General features: G+C 56.7%; 19 protein-coding genes. 10 read left to right on the top strand and 9 right to left on the bottom strand.

Annotation, left to right across the window (positions count from 1 at the left end):
* Nucleotides 1-104: 104 nt before the first annotated feature.
* The 6 genes from FKCLFG_RS05600 (at nucleotide 105) to FKCLFG_RS05575 (ending at nucleotide 6,294) form a co-directional block, all read left to right on the top strand.
* Nucleotides 105-1,220, top strand: a complete 1,116-nt coding sequence (locus FKCLFG_RS05600; RefSeq protein WP_472615243.1) for a branched-chain amino acid ABC transporter substrate-binding protein — start codon at nucleotides 105-107, stop codon at nucleotides 1,218-1,220.
* Nucleotides 1,221-1,349: 129 nt separating this feature from the next.
* Nucleotides 1,350-2,276, top strand: a complete 927-nt coding sequence (livH, locus tag FKCLFG_RS05595) for a high-affinity branched-chain amino acid ABC transporter permease LivH (RefSeq protein WP_472615242.1) — start codon at nucleotides 1,350-1,352, stop codon at nucleotides 2,274-2,276.
* Between the two features lie 81 nt (nucleotides 2,277-2,357).
* Nucleotides 2,358-3,596, top strand: a complete 1,239-nt coding sequence (locus FKCLFG_RS05590) for a high-affinity branched-chain amino acid ABC transporter permease LivM (RefSeq protein ID WP_472615241.1) — start codon at nucleotides 2,358-2,360, stop codon at nucleotides 3,594-3,596.
* Complete coding sequence (gene livG, locus FKCLFG_RS05585) at nucleotides 3,593-4,360, top strand: high-affinity branched-chain amino acid ABC transporter ATP-binding protein LivG (protein ID WP_472615240.1); 768 nt, start codon at nucleotides 3,593-3,595, stop codon at nucleotides 4,358-4,360. The genes FKCLFG_RS05590 and livG overlap by 4 nt, the downstream gene beginning before the upstream one ends.
* Nucleotides 4,360-5,064 carry an ABC transporter ATP-binding protein gene (locus FKCLFG_RS05580; protein ID WP_472615239.1) on the top strand — a complete coding sequence of 235 codons (705 nt, stop codon included), beginning with the start codon at nucleotides 4,360-4,362 and terminating at the stop codon, nucleotides 5,062-5,064. Before livG ends, FKCLFG_RS05580 begins: the two co-directional genes overlap by 1 nt.
* A 198-nt stretch (nucleotides 5,065-5,262) precedes the next feature.
* Entirely contained in the window at nucleotides 5,263-6,294 is a 1,032-nt protein-coding gene (locus FKCLFG_RS05575; RefSeq protein ID WP_472615238.1) for a Glu/Leu/Phe/Val family dehydrogenase, read from the top strand.
* A 142-nt stretch (nucleotides 6,295-6,436) separates the two neighbouring features.
* Here the strand turns inward: FKCLFG_RS05575 and alkB are convergent, their stop codons facing one another.
* Nucleotides 6,437-7,090, bottom strand: coding sequence for a DNA oxidative demethylase AlkB (gene alkB / locus FKCLFG_RS05570; protein ID WP_472615237.1), 654 nt, complete (start codon nucleotides 7,088-7,090; stop codon nucleotides 6,437-6,439).
* Between the two features lie 265 nt (nucleotides 7,091-7,355).
* The gene (gene ada, locus FKCLFG_RS05565) at nucleotides 7,356-8,477 is read right to left on the bottom strand and encodes a bifunctional DNA-binding transcriptional regulator/O6-methylguanine-DNA methyltransferase Ada (protein ID WP_472615236.1); all 1,122 of its coding nucleotides are present in this window, start codon (nucleotides 8,475-8,477) and stop codon (nucleotides 7,356-7,358) included.
* Between the two features lie 258 nt (nucleotides 8,478-8,735).
* Here ada and mutS point away from each other — a divergent pair, with 258 nt between their 5' ends.
* Together mutS and FKCLFG_RS05555 are read left to right on the top strand one after the other, a co-directional pair.
* Entirely contained in the window at nucleotides 8,736-11,414 is a 2,679-nt protein-coding gene (gene mutS, locus FKCLFG_RS05560) for a DNA mismatch repair protein MutS (RefSeq protein WP_472615235.1), read from the top strand.
* 12 nt (nucleotides 11,415-11,426) lie between these two features.
* Complete coding sequence (locus FKCLFG_RS05555) at nucleotides 11,427-12,374, top strand: hypothetical protein (protein WP_472615234.1); 948 nt, start codon at nucleotides 11,427-11,429, stop codon at nucleotides 12,372-12,374.
* Nucleotides 12,375-12,557: 183 nt separating this feature from the next.
* Here the strand turns inward: FKCLFG_RS05555 and FKCLFG_RS05550 are convergent, their stop codons facing one another.
* On the bottom strand, nucleotides 12,558-13,106 hold the full coding sequence (locus FKCLFG_RS05550; RefSeq protein WP_472615233.1) for an FKBP-type peptidyl-prolyl cis-trans isomerase: 549 nt from the start codon (nucleotides 13,104-13,106) through the stop codon (nucleotides 12,558-12,560).
* Between the two features lie 66 nt (nucleotides 13,107-13,172).
* Between FKCLFG_RS05550 and FKCLFG_RS05545 the strand changes: the two genes are divergently transcribed.
* Nucleotides 13,173-14,294 carry a JmjC domain-containing protein gene (locus tag FKCLFG_RS05545; RefSeq protein WP_472615232.1) on the top strand — a complete coding sequence of 374 codons (1,122 nt, stop codon included), beginning with the start codon at nucleotides 13,173-13,175 and terminating at the stop codon, nucleotides 14,292-14,294.
* Between the two features lie 286 nt (nucleotides 14,295-14,580).
* Nucleotides 14,581-14,808, top strand: coding sequence for a hypothetical protein (locus tag FKCLFG_RS05540; protein ID WP_472615231.1), 228 nt, complete (start codon nucleotides 14,581-14,583; stop codon nucleotides 14,806-14,808).
* A 110-nt stretch (nucleotides 14,809-14,918) separates the two neighbouring features.
* On the opposite strand, the gene FKCLFG_RS05535 is transcribed toward FKCLFG_RS05540, so the two are convergent.
* The 6 genes from FKCLFG_RS05535 to FKCLFG_RS05510 form a co-directional block, all read right to left on the bottom strand.
* Nucleotides 14,919-15,701 carry an MBL fold metallo-hydrolase gene (locus FKCLFG_RS05535; protein ID WP_472615230.1) on the bottom strand — a complete coding sequence of 261 codons (783 nt, stop codon included), beginning with the start codon at nucleotides 15,699-15,701 and terminating at the stop codon, nucleotides 14,919-14,921.
* A gap of 78 nt (nucleotides 15,702-15,779) precedes the next feature.
* Nucleotides 15,780-16,970 (bottom strand): outer membrane protein assembly factor BamC, encoded by a 1,191-nt coding sequence (bamC, locus tag FKCLFG_RS05530; RefSeq protein ID WP_472615229.1) that lies wholly within the window; start codon nucleotides 16,968-16,970, stop codon nucleotides 15,780-15,782.
* Nucleotides 16,971-17,044: 74 nt separating this feature from the next.
* Complete coding sequence (gene dapA, locus FKCLFG_RS05525; protein WP_472615228.1) at nucleotides 17,045-17,947, bottom strand: 4-hydroxy-tetrahydrodipicolinate synthase; 903 nt, start codon at nucleotides 17,945-17,947, stop codon at nucleotides 17,045-17,047.
* A gap of 102 nt (nucleotides 17,948-18,049) precedes the next feature.
* Nucleotides 18,050-18,634: a class I SAM-dependent methyltransferase gene (locus FKCLFG_RS05520; RefSeq protein WP_472615227.1), complete on the bottom strand. Its 585-nt coding sequence runs from the start codon at nucleotides 18,632-18,634 to the stop codon at nucleotides 18,050-18,052.
* A gap of 28 nt (nucleotides 18,635-18,662) precedes the next feature.
* Nucleotides 18,663-19,865, bottom strand: a complete 1,203-nt coding sequence (locus FKCLFG_RS05515) for a tryptophan--tRNA ligase (RefSeq protein ID WP_472615226.1) — start codon at nucleotides 19,863-19,865, stop codon at nucleotides 18,663-18,665.
* A gap of 10 nt (nucleotides 19,866-19,875) precedes the next feature.
* A complete protein-coding gene (locus tag FKCLFG_RS05510) occupies nucleotides 19,876-20,535 on the bottom strand; it encodes a site-2 protease family protein (protein ID WP_472615225.1) in 660 nt (219 codons plus the stop codon).
* Between the last annotated feature and the right edge of the window lie 126 nt (nucleotides 20,536-20,661).

Genomic DNA, 20,661 nt, shown 5'->3' with positions numbered 1-20,661 from the left:
GGCAGCCCTTTTTATAAATTCCTATAGGCATAATAGGAAACCCGGACGTTGTCATGCTGAATCGACATTACCGCAACCATAACAAAATAAATCGGAGAATTTTCATGAAATCGTTGAATCGTCTTACACAAATTGCCTTGGCCGTCAGTGCTGCCGTCTCCTTTGCAGGGGTTGCCCACGCGGAAACCGTAAAAATCGCCATCGCCGGTCCGATGACTGGCGCCGTGACGCAGTATGGCGATATGGTCAAGGCCGGCGCACTGACTGCCATCGAACAGATCAACGCTGCCGGCGGCAGCAATAAATTCGAAGCCGTGATCATGGATGACAGCTGCGAGCCGAAGCAGGCGGTGGCAGTGGCCAACAAAATCGTCAGCCAGGGCATCAAATACGTGATCGGTCACGTCTGCTCGGGCTCCACCATTCCAGCTTCGGATATTTACGAGAATGAAGGCGTAGTCATGATCACGCCTTCGGCCACCGCGCCGCAACTGACTGAAAACAAACCGCACAAATTCATTTTCCGCACCATCGGCCGCGATGACCAGCAAGGTCCTGCCGCCGCCAAGTATGTAATCGAAAAGCTCAAACCCAAAAAAACAGCGGTTCTGCATGACAAGCAATCGTATGGACAGGGCGTTGCCTCTTCAGTCAAAGCGAGCCTGGAAGCAGCGAAGATTCCGGTCGTGCTGTTTGAAGGCATCAACGCAGGCGACAGCGATTACTCGGCCGTCATTACCAAACTAAAATCCAAAGGTGTGGATTTTGTCTATTTCGGTGGTTATCACCCGGAAATGGGCATGCTGATGCGCCAGGCGCGCGAGCAAGGCATCAAAGCGGTCTTCATGGGTCCGGAAGGTGTCGGCAACAAGGACATTACGGCGATCGCCGGCCCGGCCTCTGAAGGCATGCTGGTGACACTGCCAGCTGACTTTGCTGCCGACCCTGCAAACGCCGCCCTGGTCAAAGCCTTCAAAGACAAAAAGCGTGACGCGAGCGGGCCGTTCCAGTTGTCTGCCTACTCAGCCGTAAAAGTCATTGCCGACGCCATGACCGGCGCCAAGAGCACCGACCCGACCAAGGTTGCCGCCTACATCCACAGCAATCCTTTCAAAACGCCGATCGGCAACGTGGCATATGACGCCAAGGGCGATCTGAAATCCTTCAAGTTCGTTGTGTATACCTGGCATAAGGACGCTACCAAGAGCGAAGCCAAGTAGTCGGTAGCGGCACGGTACCTGCACATGGTATCCGGGCAAATTTGATCTCAACCTTGTACCTGCCCCCATCGCAATATGGATGGGGAGCGCGTGCCATCTATAATTTCTTTTTCCCATGCATACATATCCATGAATGAGCTGCTTCCGCAATTTACCCAGCAACTTATCAACGGTCTAAGTCTGGGCGCAATCTACGCGCTGATCGCCATCGGCTACACAATGGTCTACGGCATTATCGGAATGATCAATTTCGCGCATGGCGAAATTTACATGATCGGGGCTTATGTCGGCCTGGTCACACTCACCGCCATCGGCGTGCAAGCCGGTTATCCGTTGCCGCTGATACTGGTTGCGGCACTTATGGTATCGATGCTGGTGACGGGCTTATACGGCTGGACGGTCGAGCGGGTCGCCTACCGGCCGCTACGCGGCGGGCCGCGCCTGGTGCCGCTGATCTCGGCCATCGGCATGTCGATCTTCCTGCAAAACTACGTGCAACTGGGCCAGGGTTCGCGCGACATGTCGGTGCCAATGCTGATCTCGGGCGCCATCGAGTTTCAAATGGGTAGCGACTTCACTGTCACCATTCCCTATTCGCGTCTGCTGATCGTTGGCGTAACGCTGCTGCTGATGGTGGCCCTGACGCTGTTTATCGGACGTTCACGCATGGGACGCGCCTGTCGTGCCTGTGCCGAAGACATGGGAATGGCCAATCTGCTGGGCATCGATACCAACCGCGTGATCTCCTTCACCTTCGTTCTGGGCGCCATGCTGGCTGCGGTGGGCGGAGTGCTGATCGCATTATCGGTCGGCAAGCTCAATCCGTACATCGGCTTCATTGTCGGCATCAAGGCCTTCACCGCGGCGGTACTGGGCGGCATCGGCAGCATTCCGGGTGCGATGCTGGGCGGCGTACTGCTGGGCCTGGCGGAAACCTTCGCCGCAGGCTACATGCCTTCCGAATATAAAGACGTGGTGTCGTTCGGCCTGCTGGTGCTGATTCTGCTATTCCGTCCGACTGGCTTGCTGGGCAAACCGGATGTGGAAAAAGTGTGAAGCAACGCACACACAAATACAAGCGCTAGCAGCGCTGGCCAGGCTGACAAAAACGAGACATTAGAATAGAACGGACGCCCGATGGGACATACATTCAAGAACGCCGTGGCGGCGGCAGTAGTAACCGCCATTCTGACGATTCCTATCCTCGGACTGCGATTGCAGTTTGAAGGCTATCGGGTCGTGTTGCATCCAAACTGGACACCGGTACTGATGGCGGTGGCGCTGGTGTTTCTGTTTCAACTCGCCAAACCGTGGCTGGCGCGCACCACGGCAGACGTGCGCGCCAGCGTGCGCTGGCCGGCGGTACCTCGGATGCAGCCGGGGCAACAACGCGCCATCGTGCTGTTGCTGCTGGTAATCGGCGTGCTCTGGCCTTTCTTCGGCTCACGTGGCGCGGTAGACGTGGCCACCTTGGCGTTGATTTATATCGTGCTCGGACTGGGCTTGAATGTCGTGGTCGGTTTTGCCGGCCTGCTCGATCTGGGCTATGTTGCGTTCTATGCGGTGGGCGGTTACACCTATGCGCTGCTGAACCAGTATTTCGGCCTGACGTTCTGGGAATGCCTGCCGCTGTCCGCCGGGATGTCGGCGCTATTCGGCTTTCTGCTGGGCTTTCCGGTATTGCGCTTGCGCGGCGATTATCTGGCCATTGTCACGCTCGGCTTCGGCGAGATCATTCGTCTGCTGCTCAACAACCTGACCAGCCTGACTGGCGGCCCGGATGGCGTGTCCGGCATTCCCAAACCCACCGTGTTCGGGATCGAAATGACGCGCACCGCCAGCGTCGAAGGCGGCACCACCTTCCACCAAATGCTCGGTCTGCCCTATGAGGGTGGGCACATGGTGATCTTCTTGTATTTCATGGCGTTGCTGCTGGTGCTGTTTACCTACTTCGTGACCAGTCGCCTGATCCGCATGCCGATGGGACGGGCCTGGGAAGCGTTGCGGGAAGATGAAATCGCCTGCCGCTCGCTCGGCATCAATCCGACCCGGGTCAAGCTGTCCGCCTTTACGCTGGGCGCGGCTTTTGCCGGACTCGCCGGCAGCTTCTTTGCCGCCCGGCAGGGCCTGGTCACACCGGAATCGTTTACCTTCATCGAGTCAGCATTGATCCTGGCCATCGTGGTACTGGGTGGCATGGGCTCGCAACTGGGCGTGATTCTGGCAGCGATTTTGCTGACTGTATTGCCGGAACTGGCGCGCGGCTTTGCCGAATACCGGATGCTGTTTTTCGGCCTGGTGATGGTCTTGATGATGATGTGGCGTCCGCAGGGCTTGCTGCCCGCCACTCGCCCACATGTGGAGTTGCCGCAATGAGCGCCGTATTATTGAAAGTTGCTGGGCTGTCGATGCGTTTCGGCGGCTTGCTGGCAGTCGATGGCGTCGATTTTTCTGTGATGCAAAAAGAAATTTTTGCGATCATCGGCCCCAATGGCGCCGGCAAAACCACCGTATTCAATTGCATCAGCGGATTTTACCGGCCGACCGACGGCGCTATTCTGGTCGACGACACCGCTATCGGCGGCATGCCGAGCCATCTGGTGGCGCGCCATGGATTGGTGCGCACGTTCCAGAATATCCGCTTGTTCAAGAGCATGACCGTGCTGGAAAACCTGCTGGTGGCGCAGCATACCCAGCTCCGCACGGGGCTGTTGCCGGGCCTGCTCAAACTACCCGGCTATCGACGCTCCGAGCGCGAGGCACTGGAGCGTGCCGCCTACTGGCTCGACCAGCTGAACTTGCGGGCGCTGGCCAACCGCGCAGCGGGCACGCTGTCGTACGGCCTTCAGCGCCGCGTGGAAATCGCCCGTTGCATGATCACCAAGCCGCGTCTGCTGTTGCTGGACGAGCCGGCAGCCGGCTTGAATCCACAGGAAAAGCAGGAATTGCAGCAATTGATCGACCGCCTGCGACGCGAACATGACGTGGCCGTGCTGCTCATCGAGCACGACATGAGCCTGATCATGGGCATTTCCGACCGCATTCTGGTGATGGAGCAAGGCAAGCCGATCGTGACAGGAACGCCAATCGAGGTACGCAACGATGCGCGCGTGATCAAAGCTTATCTGGGAGAAGAATGATGTTGCAGTTTGAGCAGGTACACACTCACTACGGTGCCATCGAAGCCTTGCACGGTGTCTCGCTTGAAGTCAAACAGGGCGAAATCGTGACCCTGATCGGCGCCAACGGCGCCGGCAAAACCACGCTGCTGATGACGCTGTGCGGCAAACCGCGCGCCTCCAGCGGCAAGATCCTGTTTGAAGGGCGCGATATCACGCAGTGCGCAACACATGAAATCATGCGCATGGGGATCGGGATTTCGCCGGAAGGACGGCGCGTGTTCCCCAGCCTGACCGTGCTGGAAAACCTGAAGATGGGTGCCTTTTTCGCTAGCAACGGGGAAATCGACGCCGGCATCGAACACGTTTTCAAGCTGTTTCCGCGCTTGATGGAGCGCAATAATCAACGCGCCGCCACCATGTCGGGCGGCGAGCAGCAAATGCTGTCGATTGGTCGCGCCCTGATGAGCCGGCCGCGCCTGCTGTTGCTGGACGAGCCCACGCTGGGCCTGGCGCCGCTGATCATCGCGCAGATTTTCGAGATCATCCGCACCATTCGCGCGCAGGGCGTAACAGTATTTTTAGTCGAACAGAACGCCAACAAGGCGCTGAATGTGGCTGATCGCGGTTACGTGCTGGAAAACGGCTGCGTGGTGCTGGCCGATACCGGCGCCAATTTGCTGACCAACGATGCAGTGCGCAAAGCGTATCTGGGCGAGGGTTGAGGCGCGTGTAATTGCGCTTTTGAAAACCGATAATTTATAGCATACCGAGGCGACAAAATCGCCGCTTGTATCGTTTGCCGGCACCAACCCGCCGCAAACGCCTCGTTTTACCTACTGACCTTTAACCATAAACAATGTGGAAAAGCATCACCCGCCCTTATCCGGTCGAGTGTCTGTCATCCGCGCGGAGCCATCAGCATGAGCGCTTTCATCTTCAATGAACTCAATTTCGACGACCACGAACAAGTGGTATTCGTCTCCGAACCAAAATCCGGCCTCAAAGGCATCATCGCGGTCCACAACACCAACCTCGGCCCGGCCATGGGCGGTTGCCGCATGTGGAATTACGCCAGCGAAGCGATGGCCATCAACGACGTGCTGCGCCTGTCGCGCGGCATGACCTACAAGAACGCGGTCGCCGGCCTGCCCCTCGGCGGCGGTAAAAGCGTCATCATCGGCAACCCCAAGACCGACAAGACGCCGGCCCTGTTCGAAGCCTTGGGTGAAGCGCTGGAACGCCTCGGCGGCCGTTACATCACGGCCGAAGACGTTGGCACCAGCCCGGAAGACATGGCGCATGTCGCCACCAAAACCGGCTATGTTGCCGGTCTCGGGGCCAGTGGCGATCCATCGCCCCACACCGCACTGGGCTGCTTTGTCGGCGCTCAGGCGGCCGTCAAGCACCACCTCAAGCGTGACACGATGGAAGGCTTGACCGTTGCGGTGCAAGGTCTGGGCCACGTCGGTTACGACTACGCCCGCCGCCTGCATGCAGCCGGTGCCAGACTGATCGTGGCCGACATCGACCGCGCCGCGCTGGAACGTGCCCGTGCCGAGTTCGGTGCCGAAATCGTAGCGGCCGACGCCATTTACGATGTACAGGCCGACATCTACGCCCCGTGCGCGCTGGGTGCTACCCTCAACCCCGACACCCTGTCCCGCCTCAAAGCCAAGATCGTGGCAGGCGCTGCCAATAACCAGCTTGCCACCGCCGACGTGGGCGAACTGCTGCGTCAAAAAGGCGTGCTGTACGCACCGGATTTCGTGCTCAACGCCGGTGGCATCATCAAGGTCTGTTACGAATACTTCCACAAACCGGAGGCTGAAGTCGAAGCCCAGGTGCGTAAAATCAGCGACACCCTGGCTGAAGTCTTCGCCCGCGCCGACCGCGAAGGATTACCGACCAGCGTGGTGGCCGACGAAATGGCGGAAGCGCGCTTCAAGCGATAAATTAGGGACTGGGAATATATATGCCCTGTGGGCTATTCAACTTACTGAATGGCAATACAGGGCGAATGGATTTTCTTCACTTTTCTTCAAATATCCTGAAGTGATCAACACCCATCGCGGCTTTCAATATTCGATTTCAAAATCAGGCTGCTTTGCGAAATGTCAGATTGATGCGCTGTTCGCCCAACAACACATGATGGCCCGCTTTTAGCGGCATCACGCCGTGATAGCGCAGCCTTGCCGGACCGCCCCACACCACCACGTCGCCATGCGTCAGCGGCACCCGCATCGGCTTGTCGTCGCGCCGGAAACCGCCGAACAGAAAGACCGCCGGAATGCCGAGCGAGACCGAGACGATCGGTTGCCCAAAGTCGCGCTCGTTCTTGTCCTGATGCAGCGACAGGCGTGCGCCCGGTTGGTAGCGGTTGATCAGGCAAGCGTCCGGTTCGAAGTTCTGGAAACCGGCGCTCGCCGCGGCCGCTTGGGACAAATTCAGGAACGCCTCCGGCATGCGCGGCCAAGGCTGGCCGCTGTCGGTGTCCAGCGCGTCATAGCGGTAGCCGCTACGATCGGACACCCAGCCGCAGGCACCGCAGTTGGTCATCGCCACCGACATCCGAAAACCGCCTGGCGTGACCATGTGGCGAAACGGCGCTTTGGCTGTGATTTCGTGCAAGGCCGCCAAGATAGTCGTCTGACATTCCAGCGCAAAGCCGCGCAGCACTACTGCACCTGGACACAACTCTTCGCGCCAGGTTCGGCCTTGCTCAGTGTCGTCGAATAGATTCATTGTCACGGATGTTACGCCTCTGATGTTGCAGGTTCATCATGGTGAAAAAATCTCCACGAAAGGCACGAAAAAAGCTGCGTGCGCGCCGGCAAGGGTTCGGCTCATGCCATGTACTATCTGCAGTGTATTTAATATACGCAATTAATATAAGCGGAAAATGCCATGAAAATTGTGATACTCCCTATTTTCATGAAACCAGTTGGGTTCTGAGTGATGTTCGTGCTTTTCGTGTCTTTCGTGGAGAATGCGTCAGATTGCCATTGCGGACTTGTTATCCCTGCACCTCCTGTTGCAGCAATGCGCGCGCTTCATTCTCCAGCAGAGCGCGCTTGCGTTCGACGCCCCAGCGATAGCCGGACAGGCCGCCATCGTTGCGCACCACCCGGTGGCATGGAATCGCCACCGCCAGCGCGTTGGCGGCGCACGCCCCAGCCACCGCCCGCATTGATTTCGGAGCGCCGATACGGCGGGCGATCTCGGTGTAGCTTGCGGTTTGGCCGGACGGAATCTCGCGTAGCGCTTGCCAGACCCGTTGTTGAAATGCGGTGCCGCGTATATCCAGCGGCAAATTCAGGCCCAGACCCGTGCCGGGCGCGTCGACCAAGCCGACCACCGTGGCCACCAGTTGCTCAAATGCACTGTCGCCGCCGATCAGCGTGGCGCGGGGGAAGCGATCTTGCAGATCGCGCGCAAGCGCGTCGGGATCGTCGCCCAGCAGAATCGCGCAAACGCCGCGCTCGCTTTGGGCCACGAGAATCGCACCGAGCGTGCATTCGCCAATCGCGAAACGGATTTCCGTGTTGACGCCGCCGGCCCGATAGGTGGTCGGCGTCATCCCCAGCAGCGCATCCGATTTTTCATAAAAACGGGAGTTGGCGTTGTAACCGGCGTCGAAAATGGCTGCGGTGATGGTGCCAATGCGCGTGTCACTACCGTCAAGTGCATTGCGCACTCGCTGCTCGCGCTGCGCCGTCGCATATCCCCTTGGCGTCAATCCGGTGACCTGCTTGAACAGGCGATGAAAATGATAAGGGCTTACGCCGACGCGCTGTGCCAACTCCTGCAGGCCCGGCACGCTCTGCGATGTTTCGATAATCCGGCAGGCTGCAGTGACTTTGACTGCATATTGCTCAAGCAGCGAAGGCTGGTCCGGTTTGCAACGCTTGCAGGGCCGAAATCCGGCCAGTTCGGCGTCCGCGCAACTCGCGTGGAAACGCACGTTCTCCGGCCGCGCCAACCTGGCTGCGCAGGAAGGACGGCAATACACGCCGGTGCTGTTGACCGAGTAATAAAACGTGCCCTCTGCCTCGGGCTGACGAGCGACAACCGCAGCCCAGCGCGGATCGCCGAGGGTGGCGGCCGCCTGTTGTGCATTTTTCGCTGATATGTTCATGCTGCATTCCTTTCAACGAGCTACTTGTTGAAACCAAGTTTAGCAACGACTACAGTACACTGCACTCCGGCGCTTGCTTTTAAATCCTGCAATGGCGCAGATGGTCAGTATCGCCTTTCGGCAATGGGAAATGCTCAGGACGCAAACCGCATCTTCCGATGCGCATCGGCAAAGTCAGCAGCCATGCTACTGAGCTGCTACTTTTTAGTGAAAAATTTGAAAAAAGTGTCTTTAGTTGACACCACACGAGAGGATTGAATGGCGGTAGAAATCAATGAAATCCAGGAAAAATCTAGTGCAATAAAGCCCCTGGAAAAGCACACTCCAATGATGCAGCAATATTTCCGCATCAAAGCGGACTATCCATCCACATTGCTGTTTTATCGGATGGGCGATTTTTACGAGCTGTTTTTCGAAGATGCGGAAAAGGCTTCACGACTATTGGGCATTACGCTGACCCAACGCGGCGCTTCCGCCGGCAATCCGATCAAAATGGCGGGCATTCCTTTTCATGCCGCCGACCAATATCTGGCCAAACTCATCAAGCAGGGCGAGTCGGTTGCGATCTGTGAGCAAATCGGCGACCCGGCGACCAGCAAGGGCCCGGTCGAGCGCAAGGTCCAGCGCGTCATCACGCCCGGAACCTTGAGCGACCCGCATCTGCTGGCGGAAAAATCCGAGCAGCCTTTGCTGGCCCTGTGCAAAGTCACGCAACGCAAAACCGTCACTATCGGCCTGGCTTGGCTCTCGATGGCCAGTGGCGCATTGAAATTGATGGAATTTACGCAACAGGCGAAACCCTCCGATACGCGCCTGCAGCAGGAACTGGAGCGCATCGTACCGGCCGAAATCCTGCTGGCCGATGGCGGCGATTTCGCGCTGCCGGCGAATATCGCCGATAAAACCGTGCGGGTGGCAGACTGGCATTTCGATTTCTCCAGCAGTCAAAAAGCCTTGCTGGAACAGCTCAATGTCGCCACCCTGAGCGGTTTCGGCGCAGAAGGCTTCAGCGCCGCCATCGGCGCAGCCGGCGCTCTGCTGCGCTATGCGCAAGCGACTCAGGGCAAGAGCTTGCAGCATGTGCGCACGCTGACGGTCGAGTCCGAAAACGAATTCATTGGGCTCGATGCGGCTACCCGGCGCAACCTTGAAATCAGCGAAACGATACGCGGCCAGGATGCTTCATCGGCGGCGCCCACGTTATTTTCGTTGCTGGACCATTGCCGCACCGCGATGGGCTCGCGCCTGCTGCGCCACTGGCTGCACCATCCCAGCCGCGACAAATCTATCGCACAGGCAAGGATTGGCGCGATTGCCGCGCTGCAGCAGTACGACGCTAACGATGCACTGTCGCGACTATTGGCTGCGATTCCGGATATCGAACGCATCACCACCCGCATCGCGCTGGTGTCCGCCCGCCCGCGCGACTTGGCCAGCCTGCGTGACGGCTTGCAACAATTGCCGGCATTGCGCGACCAGGTTACGCGCTGCACTAGCGCAGCCGACACCGCCTTGCTGGCGTACCTGCAGGATGCACTAGCCACCCCGCAAGACTGTCTCGATCTGCTCACGCGCAGCGTGATGACGGAACCGGCCGCCATGGTGCGCGACGGCGGCGTGATCGCAACCGGCTGCGACGCGGAGCTCGATGCATTGCGCGCGCTGTCCGAGAACGCCGGGCAATTCCTGCTCGATCTGGAAACGCGGGAACGCCAGCGCACCGGCATCGCCAATTTGCGGGTCGAATACAACAAGGTGCAGGGCTTTTACATTGAAGTCACGCACGGCCAAACCGACAAGGTGCCGGACGATTACCGGCGTCGCCAAACCCTGAAAAATGCCGAGCGCTACATCACGCCGGAACTCAAGGCGTTTGAAGACAAGGCCTTGTCGGCGCAGGAACGGGCGCTGGCACGCGAAAAATATCTGTATGAAGGACTACTCACCGCGTTGGCGCCGTTTATTGCCACGTTACAAAATATTGCCCATGCGGTAGCGCAACTCGATGTGCTGGTGGCGCTGGCAGGCCACGCTGCGCGCCACAACTGGTGCGCACCGACGCTGGTAGCCGAGCCCGGCATTGACATCGTGCAAGGCCGCCATCCGGTGGTGGAAAACCAGATCGAACGCTTCATCGCCAACGATTGCCTGTTCAATCCCGAGCGCCGGCTGCAACTGATCACCGGCCCCAACATGGGCGGCAAATCGACGTTCATGCGCCAGGTGGCGTTGATCACCCTGCTGGCGTATGTCGGCAGCTATGTCCCGGCCGCCAGCGCCTCGATTGGCCCGATCGACCGCATCTTCACGCGCATCGGCGCGGCCGACGATCTGGCAGGCGGGCGCTCCACCTTCATGGTCGAAATGACCGAATCGGCTGCCATCCTGCACGGCGCCACCCAGCAATCGCTGGTGCTGATGGATGAAGTCGGGCGCGGCACCTCCACTTTCGACGGTCTGGCGCTGGCCTGGGCGATTGCCCGGCATCTGATCGAAACCACCAAAAGCTTGACGCTGTTCGCCACCCATTACTTTGAACTGACGCAACTGCCGCAACTGCATCCGAGCGCTGCCAACGTGCATTTGTCGGCGATCGAACACAAGGACAACATCGTGTTCCTGCATGCGGTGGAAGCCGGCCCGGCCTCGCAAAGCTACGGTTTGCAAGTAGCGCAACTGGCCGGAGTGCCGCCGACGGTGATCCGCGCCGCGCGCCGGCATCTGGCTACGCTGGAGGCGCATTCGGCATCGGCGTCGCCGCAGTTGGACCTGTTTGCAGCGGCCAGCGCAATGGAGATCGAACCGCCGGAGATCGAACCAGAACCCACCGCACGCAATGCCGTCACCGACGCGCTGGCCGAGATCGAACCGGATGCACTGACGCCGCGTGAAGCGCTCGATGCGCTGTATCGCCTCAAACAATTGGCCAATGCCTGAATGCGCGCTGCGATGAATCGACCGGCTTTATTTCCATTTTTATTGCCGTTTTTATCACCACTCCTGGCCAGCTTGCTGCTGACTCCATCCGTGGCTGCAGGGGCGCAACCGAATAGCTTCGACTTTGGCGTGATTGCGCATACCTTCCAGCTTGATGCCAATAAAAACCCGCTGCAGCAGGCAATCAATGCCAGTAATGCAGAGAACCTTGGGTTCGTGGTTGTCAATGGCATCAAATCCGACACCGAGAGCTGTAGCGACAATGTATATTCTCGCAGCCGAAAAATCTTCGGCAGATCTGAAAACGCGTTGATCGTATCGCTTGCCGCCAGCGACTGGGCAAATTGCAAAGCCAAAAACGGCAAATCGATCGCGATTCAAAAATTGAATCGCGTACGCGAACTGTTTTTTTCAGACGATGTGTCGTTTGGTAGCACCAGCACCACGCTGATTCGCCAGAGCAGCAGCGCCAAATTTCGCAGCTATGCGGAAAATGCCCGGTGGGAATATGGCAACGTCCTGTTTGCAACCATCAATTTTCCCGCCGACAACAACCATTACCTGCCGGATGCCGGGCGCAACAGCGAATTCGAAGACCGTTTAATCGCCAATCGCGAATGGCTGGAACGGATCTTCATCCATGCGGCGCAGCGAAAAAATCGGGCGATCGTGCTGTTTTGCGATGGCAACCCGTTAATCGTGCCCGATGCGGTGCAACTGGCCAAGCTCGGAGGGCGGCGCGATGGCTTTATCGAAGTGCGCAAGCAACTCGCCGCACTGGCAAAAAAATTCCCCGGCAAGGTGTTGCTGCTGCACGGCCAGGCGCAAGCAAAACCGGATGCGATCAACTGGCAGGCAAACATCGGCAGCATGGGCCTAAGCACCGGCTGGGCAAAGATCAGCGTCCAACCGGCAAGCCGCACGCTGTTTCGCCTCACAGCATCATCGATCGCAGATTAAACAAGGAGTATGTGTATAAACATGCCTATTACCGCTTATATATTAAGCGGTTACTAAAAATACTATAATTAGTATATATTTCGCACAAAAACCGCGTTCAAAATTGCCTGACGTAAAAAAACCGCAGAGAACGCAGTCTGCGGTTTTTTTATATTGCAAATTTTGCTTCCGGTAGCAGCCGATTTAGTGCAGCGGATGGGAGCGAAATGCGTCACCCGCGCCTTCATCGAGATCATCGTCATCGTCATGATGGTGGCCATGCGCACCATGCACGTGTTCATGCACAATTTCTTCCTCAGTGGCGGCGCGAACTTCCTTGACATTGAGCCAAAACCGCAACGCCATGCCTGCCAGCGGATGATTGCCGTCCAGCACCACCTTGTCGTCGGTGATATCGGTCACGGTAAAAATCAAGCCATTGTCGTCTCCATCTTCTTCTTCCGGAGTGCCTTCGAACTGCATCCCGACTTCCAGCGGATTCGGCAAATGTTTGCGTGACTCGACCTTGACCAGCTCGGCATCGTATTCACCGAAGGCGTCGTCCGGCTCAACCTGGAGCGTGGTCTCAAAGCCGGCTTCCTTGCCCTCCAGCGCTTCCTCGATCTTGGGCAGGGTGTTCTCGTAGCCGCCATGCAGATACACCATCGGTTCACGGCCCTCTTCGATCAGATTACCTTGTGCATCTGACAGTTTGTATTGCACAGTCACTACCGTATTTTTGGCAATCTTCATGTTCAATCCTTTCTGAGGTTAATGGCCAGATTATACCTGCCCAGCTAGCTTGACTATAATGCACGCATGAAAAAACTCACTCTCCTGGGCGGATTGACGCCGGCACAATTCTTCCGCGATTACTGGCATAAAAAACCGCTGCTGATCCGGCAAGCCATTCCCGGCTTCAAGCCCCTGCTATCGCGCCAGGCGCTGTTCGCGCTGGCCCGGCAAGAGGATGTTGAATCCCGGCTACTGACCCATTTCGATCAGCAATACAAACTGGAAAACGGTCCGATTGATGCCGTTCCCGACCTGCTGCAGAAGAATTGGACGCTATTGGTGCAAAGCGTCAACCTGCATCATGATGCGGCCGATGCGCTGCTGCGGCAGTTCCGCTTCGTGCCCGATGCGCGCCTAGACGACCTGATGATCAGCTACGCCACCGACACCGGCGGCGTCGGCCCGCATTTCGATTCCTACGACGTGTTCCTGCTGCAGGCGCACGGCCAGCGCCATTGGCGTATCGGGGCGCAAAAAGACCTGAGCATCATCGAAGGCTTGCCACTCAAGATCCTGCGCGATTTTCAGCCGGAACAAGAGTTTGTGCTGGAACCGGGCGACATGCTGTACCTGCCACCCCATTACGCCCATGACGGCGTCGCGCTCGGCGAATGCATGACCTACTCGATCGGGTTCCGGGCCCCTGCCTACCAGGAACTGGGTGAAGCATTCCTGCAATTCATGGCCGATTCGATCGACCTGCCCGGAAAATACGCTGACCCGGACCTGAAACCGACTGCGCACCCGGCCGAAATCAGCCGCGCCATGCTGTCGCGCATCTCGGCTGAATTGATCAAGGTGCAATTCACCGAAGACGATATGGCGCTGTTTCTGGGCGGCTACCTGTCGGAGCCGAAAGCCAGCGTCACTTTTAAGCCGCCAGCACGCCCGCTCTCTGCTGAAAAATTCATAAAGGCGGCCAGCGAGCGCGGCCTAACGCTATCCCGCAAAACCCAAATGCTGTATCGCGGCAAACATGTCTTCATCAATGGAGAATCGTTCGCCGTCGCTCGCGCCGACAAGGCCACGCTTGACTTGCTGGCGGATAGCCGTGTGCTGGACGGCAAAGAAGTAGCGACTGCTTCGCTTGACGTACATGAGGCACTGCATTTGTGGTACAAGGACGGCTGGCTGAACCCAGCTTAAATATTTATATATTAACAACACACAATGCCTAATCAAATTTACGGAATGGCGCGTCTTCATCTCGGGCTACTGGATTTGAGCCGGCATATGTTGCGATATTACAAAAAATAATTTAAGCACTTATAGCAGAACGCTGAAAAATCACTATAATCTCGGGTTGGTAGGGTCATAAGTATCGCAGTGCACCAAAAAGTGCATATTCGAACAAAGACCAGCCTATTGAGCGATAATTACCGGTAATTATTCATCGCATAAATTTGTAATTTATTCAACCTAAGGAATACCCATGAAAAAATCACTTTTGTTAGCTTCCCTGTTGGCTATCGTTTTGGTTGGCTGCGGCAAAAAAGAAGAAGTTATTGTTACTCCTCCAGCTGCTGAAACTGCTCCTGCTGCACCAGCTGCTGAAGCTGCACCTGCTGCTCCTGCCGCACCAGCTGCTGAAGCTGCTCCTGCCGCACCAGCTGCTGAAGCTGCTCCTGCTGCACCAGCTGCTGATGCACCAGCCAAGTAATCGTAAGATTGCTTAAAAAAGCCAGCCAGTCGGCTGGCTTTTTTGTATCTGAAACAAATTTTATTGCGCTGCAGCAAAAAACTTGTCCGTACCGTGGACACAAAAATAAATCAAGTCAGCGACAAGTCGATCCAGCCGAATCCATCCTGTTGACATGCCACTGTCACCTCGGCCTGATGACCATCCAAACCCCGCATTAAAGCTGTCAGAGCAAGTTCAGGCGTATTGTTTTGTAGGCTGAGATGGCCTCCGACCAGCCGCTTCAGGCGTGACTTGTCGATTTGACGCAGAATCTCTGACGCGCTTTTATTGGAAAGATGTCCATAGCCGCCGCCGATACGCTTTTTGAGTGAATACGGATATTTGGAATTGGCTAGCATCACCCGATCGTGATTGCACTCCATCAAAAGAGCGTCGCATCTGCCCAGAGCCTGCACCAGATGCGGCGTTGATTGGCCTGCATCGGTTAGCACGCCAAGTGTGGAGTTTCCATCGGTTGCGATATATTGCAGCGGCTCGCGCGCATCATGCGGCACGGTGTAAGGCGCCAAGGACAAGTCGCCAATGGTCAAATTATCGCCATCGCGGCAAAAATGCAGTTCAACTCCCTCGCATTTATGCGCTACAGCCAGATAAGTACCGAAACTGAGCCAGACAGGAATGCGGTGGCGGCGCGCCAGCGTGAATACGCCGCCGACATGATCCTGATGTTCATGGGTGACCACGATGCCGGACAAATCTCCTGGCGTCATGCCAAGTCGTAGTAATCTGCGTTCGGCCTCGCGCATGCCAAAGCCACAATCGAGCATCACCGTGGTGCGCGTGATACCCGATGCAGCGCAGATCAGCAGCGCGTTACCATCGCTGCCGCTGCCCAGGCTGGAAAACTTCAAAAAACAGGTACAGCGATAATTGGCACCTTCAGCGCCATGAAAGCCATAAACGCCATAAGCAACCTCAGCTCCCGTAATTTATTTCAATTGCTCATTCAGCAAAGATAGAATTTTCCCGGCCGCCGATGAAGTTTCAGAATTTCCTTTGTCATCCATGACAGATATCTGACTGGTCGCGGCAACGCCCTTGACCACAACCCGATAACGCTGCGCTTTTTTGGCTTTGTCAGAAGGGCTGGATGAAAACAGGCGGGACAGGAAGCCTTTCTCGGCAGTAGGCTTGTTATTGGCATCCAGGTCTTGATCCACGTAACGGACAAAATACAGGCCCTGACTGCGATCGCGGTCTTCCACCGTGAATCCGACCCGGTCCAGAGCAAGGCCTACCCGACGCCAGGCCCGATCAAAGTTTTCATCAACTTCGACATAGGTGCCATTGGCGCCGCCCGCCTTGACGATCCTGGCCCGCGCCTGCACAGGCGCGGCGTTCGCCACCATCACCTTGGCCTGCTCTGTCTCGACGCCGAAGCGCGCCATCAAACGTGCCAGAAATTCGGTTTCAAGCTCAGGATCGGCAGGGCGCGGCGTCCATACCGTAGTTTCCTTGTCGCTGCCAGTCAGCACTTCTTGCGCGCCGCGGTGACTGATAAAAATTTCGGTGGTGCCATCAGCGCCACGCTCCAGCCGCGTCCTGAATTTATCGCGTTCACCGGTCGAATACAACGAATCCAGAACCTTGCCCAGGGTTTTGCGAATAATATCCTGCGGAATTTTTGCCCGATTTTCTGCCCAGTCGGTTTCCATCACGCCGGTTTCAGGAGATTCAATATTGATCAAAAAGCCGGATTCCTGCCAGAATTCCTTGATTTTCGGCCACAACACTTCCGGCGCTTGCTTGATGACCAGCCAGCGTTGGTCGCCAGCCCGTTCGATGCGCATGTCGGCCACCGCCTTGGGCGCAACCGCTGCAGCAGTTGCGGCTGGACGCTGCACATTTTGTTGCAAGTTAAAACCAGAAGCGGTTGCAGTGCCACGGTTATTGATATCAGGAATTGTATAGCGGTTGTCGCGCTGCAACTGCGTCAGATCCGGTGGAATTTCCAAAGAAGATGTGGATGCCTTGCCCGCGCTTTTGTAATCGAGCTTGTCTGACTCAAGCATGGAACCGATGGAACTGCAACCGGCCAGGCCAGCCAAAACCAGGCCATAAACAATGCCACGCTGGGCGATCTTACGTTGATCCATCTGAGTGTTCTTGCGAATAGTCATATCATTTCGGAATGAAAAAGCGAAGTTCGGAGCCGGAGTAATGCAACCTCTCCGGCCGTTAAAGAAGTTGGCGCTTACTGCGATTTACCCTGTAATGCACCCGGCAATACACCGGATTCTCGCAGGGCAGAACGTACCGTATCCTGGTATTGCGCAGACATCGGCACCAGCGGCAGCCGGATCCCCGGCGGAATCAAACCCATTTCAGTCAACGCCCACTTGACCGGCAGCGGGTTTGGTTCGATGAAGAGTTTGTTGTGCAGCGGCAGTAATCGATTGTTGATTTCAATTGCTCGCGCCACATTGCCTTCCATTGCCGCAATGCACAATGCATGCATCGCGCGCGGAGCGACGTTGGCGGTTACCGAAATATTGCCTTTACCGCCGCACAACATCAGAGCCATGGCGGTCGGATCATCGCCTGAATATACCGCGAAAGATTGCGGTGCCAGACGAATCAGGTCGGTGCCGCGTCCGATGTTGCCGGTTGCATCCTTGACCCCGATGATGCCCGGAACTTGCGCCAGACGCAGGATGGTGTCGTTATGCATATCGGCCACGGTACGGCCGGGAACGTTATACAGGATCACCGGTAAATCAACCGATTCGGCGATTTTTTTAAAGTGCTGATACATGCCTTCCTGCGTGGGCCGGTTGTAATACGGCACCACCAGCAGGGACGCGTCGGCACCAGCTTCTTTGGCATAACGCGTCAGCGCGATTGCTTCGGAAGTAGAATTGCCGCCGGTGCCGGCAATGATCGGAATGCGCTTGTTGACATGTTCGACCGCGACTTTGATCAGTTCGCAGTGCTCTTCCACCGAGACCGTCGGCGATTCGCCGGTGGTGCCGACGATCACGATACCGTCGGTGCCTTCTGCGATGTGCCAGTCGATTAGTTTGCGCAAGCCAGGCAGATCGAGGCTGCCGTCTGCGTGCATGGGGGTGACGATTGCTACTATGCTGCCCTTAATCATAGAGAGTCTTTAATACGTTGGGATATAAAGGATTAATTGTAGCGGATAGCCCGCGGCCGTGGTGCAGTGTTGCTCTTTTGCTTTTTTTGCTTGTATAGGGTTTCAAAACAATCGCGGCTGACCAGGAGCAAAGTCTGCTGCGTTTTTGATGGCGCAAATCCTCTGCACCATCGCAGGCTTCGGCACTTCGGTATAACCGTCTTCAAATGCGAGCACATGCATGGTAACTGAAGGATGCTGCCTGAGCATTTCGAGCAACTCGCCCCGGCCCAACAAAAAATCCGGATTGGACGGTTTGCCGTAGAGCGCATTGCCGCTGGCGAAAGTCTCAAATATCAGCAAGCCACCGTTTGCCAAGCTGTCTAAAATATGCGGGAACAAAGGTCGATGCAGGTAGTTGGTAACAATAATCGCAGCAAAATGTCCGGCGTCAAAATGCCATTCCGCAGCATCGGCTTCCAGATCGACTTGCAAGGTGACCACGCCCTGGCCGGCCGCGCTAGCCAGCGCAGCCGAGTCGCGATCCACAGCCAATACCGGATGCCCCAAAGCCGCCAACAGGCGCGCATGGCGACCGCTGCCGCAAGCCAAATCCAGCACTATTCCTGGCGGAATCAGCGCAGCAAAGCGCTGCACCCAGGCGGAAGGAGCACCCTGACCTGTGGGCGAAGCGGCAAGATGGCGCATCCGGATCGGCTTATTGATGCTTATTAGGCTAGCTATAGCTCAAACCCATTGCCTCGCGCACGTCGCGCATGGTTTCCTGCGCCAGTTTGCGCGCCTTGTCGCAGCCGTCGGCGACGATTGCGCGCACCAGCGACGGATCGTCGAGGTATTGCTGGGCTCGTTCGCGCATCGGTTCCTGCTCTTTCAACACCGCGTCGATCACCGGCTGCTTGCATTCGAGGCAGCCAATGCCGGCGGAGGTGCAACCCTTGACCACCCATTCCTTGGTGGTGGAATCGGAATATACCTGGTGCAACTGCCACACCGGGCATTTTTCCGGATCGCCCGGGTCAGTGCGGCGCACGCGCGCCGGATCGGTCGGCATGGTGCGGATTTTCCTGGTGACCGAGTCCTTGTCCTCGCGCAGCGCAATCGCGTTGCCGTAACTTTTCGACATTTTTTGCCCATCCAGCCCCGGCAGGCGCGAGGACTCAGTCAGACGCGCCTGCGGTTCGACCAGAATCAGCTTGCGGCTGCCTTCCAGATAGCCGAATAGCCGCTCACGGTCGATCATCGATAGACTTTGCGCATCATCAAGCATGGCTTTGGCTTGCTCCAGAGCATCTTCCTTGCCTTGCTGCTGGAATTCGGTGCGCAATTGGTTATACATCTTGGCGCGCTTGCTGCCGAGTTTCTTGACTGCGCCCTGCGCTTTTTCCTCGAAGCCTTTTTCCTTGCCATATAAATGATTAAAACGGCGCGCGATTTCACGCGTTATCTCGACGTGCGGCACCTGGTCCTCGCCTACCGGCACCTGGGTGGCGCGATAAATCAGCACATCGGCAGCCATCAGCAATGGATAACCCAAAAAGCCGTAGGTAGTGAGATCCTTGTGCGACAACTTTTCGATCTGATCTTTGTAGGTCGGCACCCGCTCCAGCCAGCCCAGCGGCGTGGCCATCGACAGCAGCAAGTGCAATTCTGCATGTTCCGGCACCCGGGATTGAATGAAGAGTGTCGCTTCGGACGGGTCCACGCCGGCCGCCAGCCAATCGATCACCATATCCCACGTGCTAGATTCTATTAGCGAAGGGTCGTCATAGTTGGTAGTCAATGCATGCCAGTCGGCAACAAAGAACAGGCACGGCATTTCGGTCTGCATCCTTATCCAGTTTTTCAAGGCGCCATGATAATGGCCAAGGTGCAAGGCGCCGGTGGGGCGCATGCCGGATACAACGCGATCAGGATACATAGTTAGTCGGTCAGTTCAAAAGTAAGTTCAAAGGAGAAACGATTAATTTCAATACGGTATTGGCAATCACCATTACCGGTATCAGCCAATATTCCAACACACGCAGCAGCATCAGTCCAATCAGGATGAAGAAGCCGTAAGGTTCTATGCGGGCAAACTGAACCGCATATTTATCCGGCAGCAGGCTGGTGACGATGCGCCCACCGTCCAGTGGCGGCAACGGAAACAGGTTGAGAGCAAAGATCACCAGATTGACCAGCACTCCGGCTTGCACCATGCGCATGAAAAACACGTCGCCTACCTGCAGCGCAGCCAGCAGAATGCCGAATATCATCCACAACAGTGCCATGAATAGATTCGCCGCCGGACCCGCCAGAGCGACCCAGGCCATTTGCTTCTTCGGATTACGCAAACGTGAAAAATCAACTGGAACCGGCTTGGCGTAACCGAACAGAAAAGCGCCGCTGGTAGCGAAATACATCATGATCGGGATCAGGATGGTGCCGAAAGGATCGATATGCTTGATCGGATTGAGGCTCATGCGCCCCTGCTGGTAAGCAGTCAAATCGCCGAAATACTTGGCAGCATAGGCATGCGCCGCCTCATGCAGGGTGATGGCGAATAATACCGGTAGCGCATATACCGCGACGGTTTGGATCATGTCATTCATGGCTGGATTTTATCAGAGGGGATGGGCCGCCACCGGTTTGCGGCAATTACAGATACCGCATCAAGCGCGATAAAAACCGGAGCAGGTACGTTTCACACTCCCATCATATTTTAAACATGATGGGAG

The sequence above is a fragment of the Gelidimonas denitrificans genome (assembly GCF_055694065.1).
Note: the sequence above shows the minus strand (reverse complement) of the source record. Positions and strands in the feature narration are given on the sequence as shown.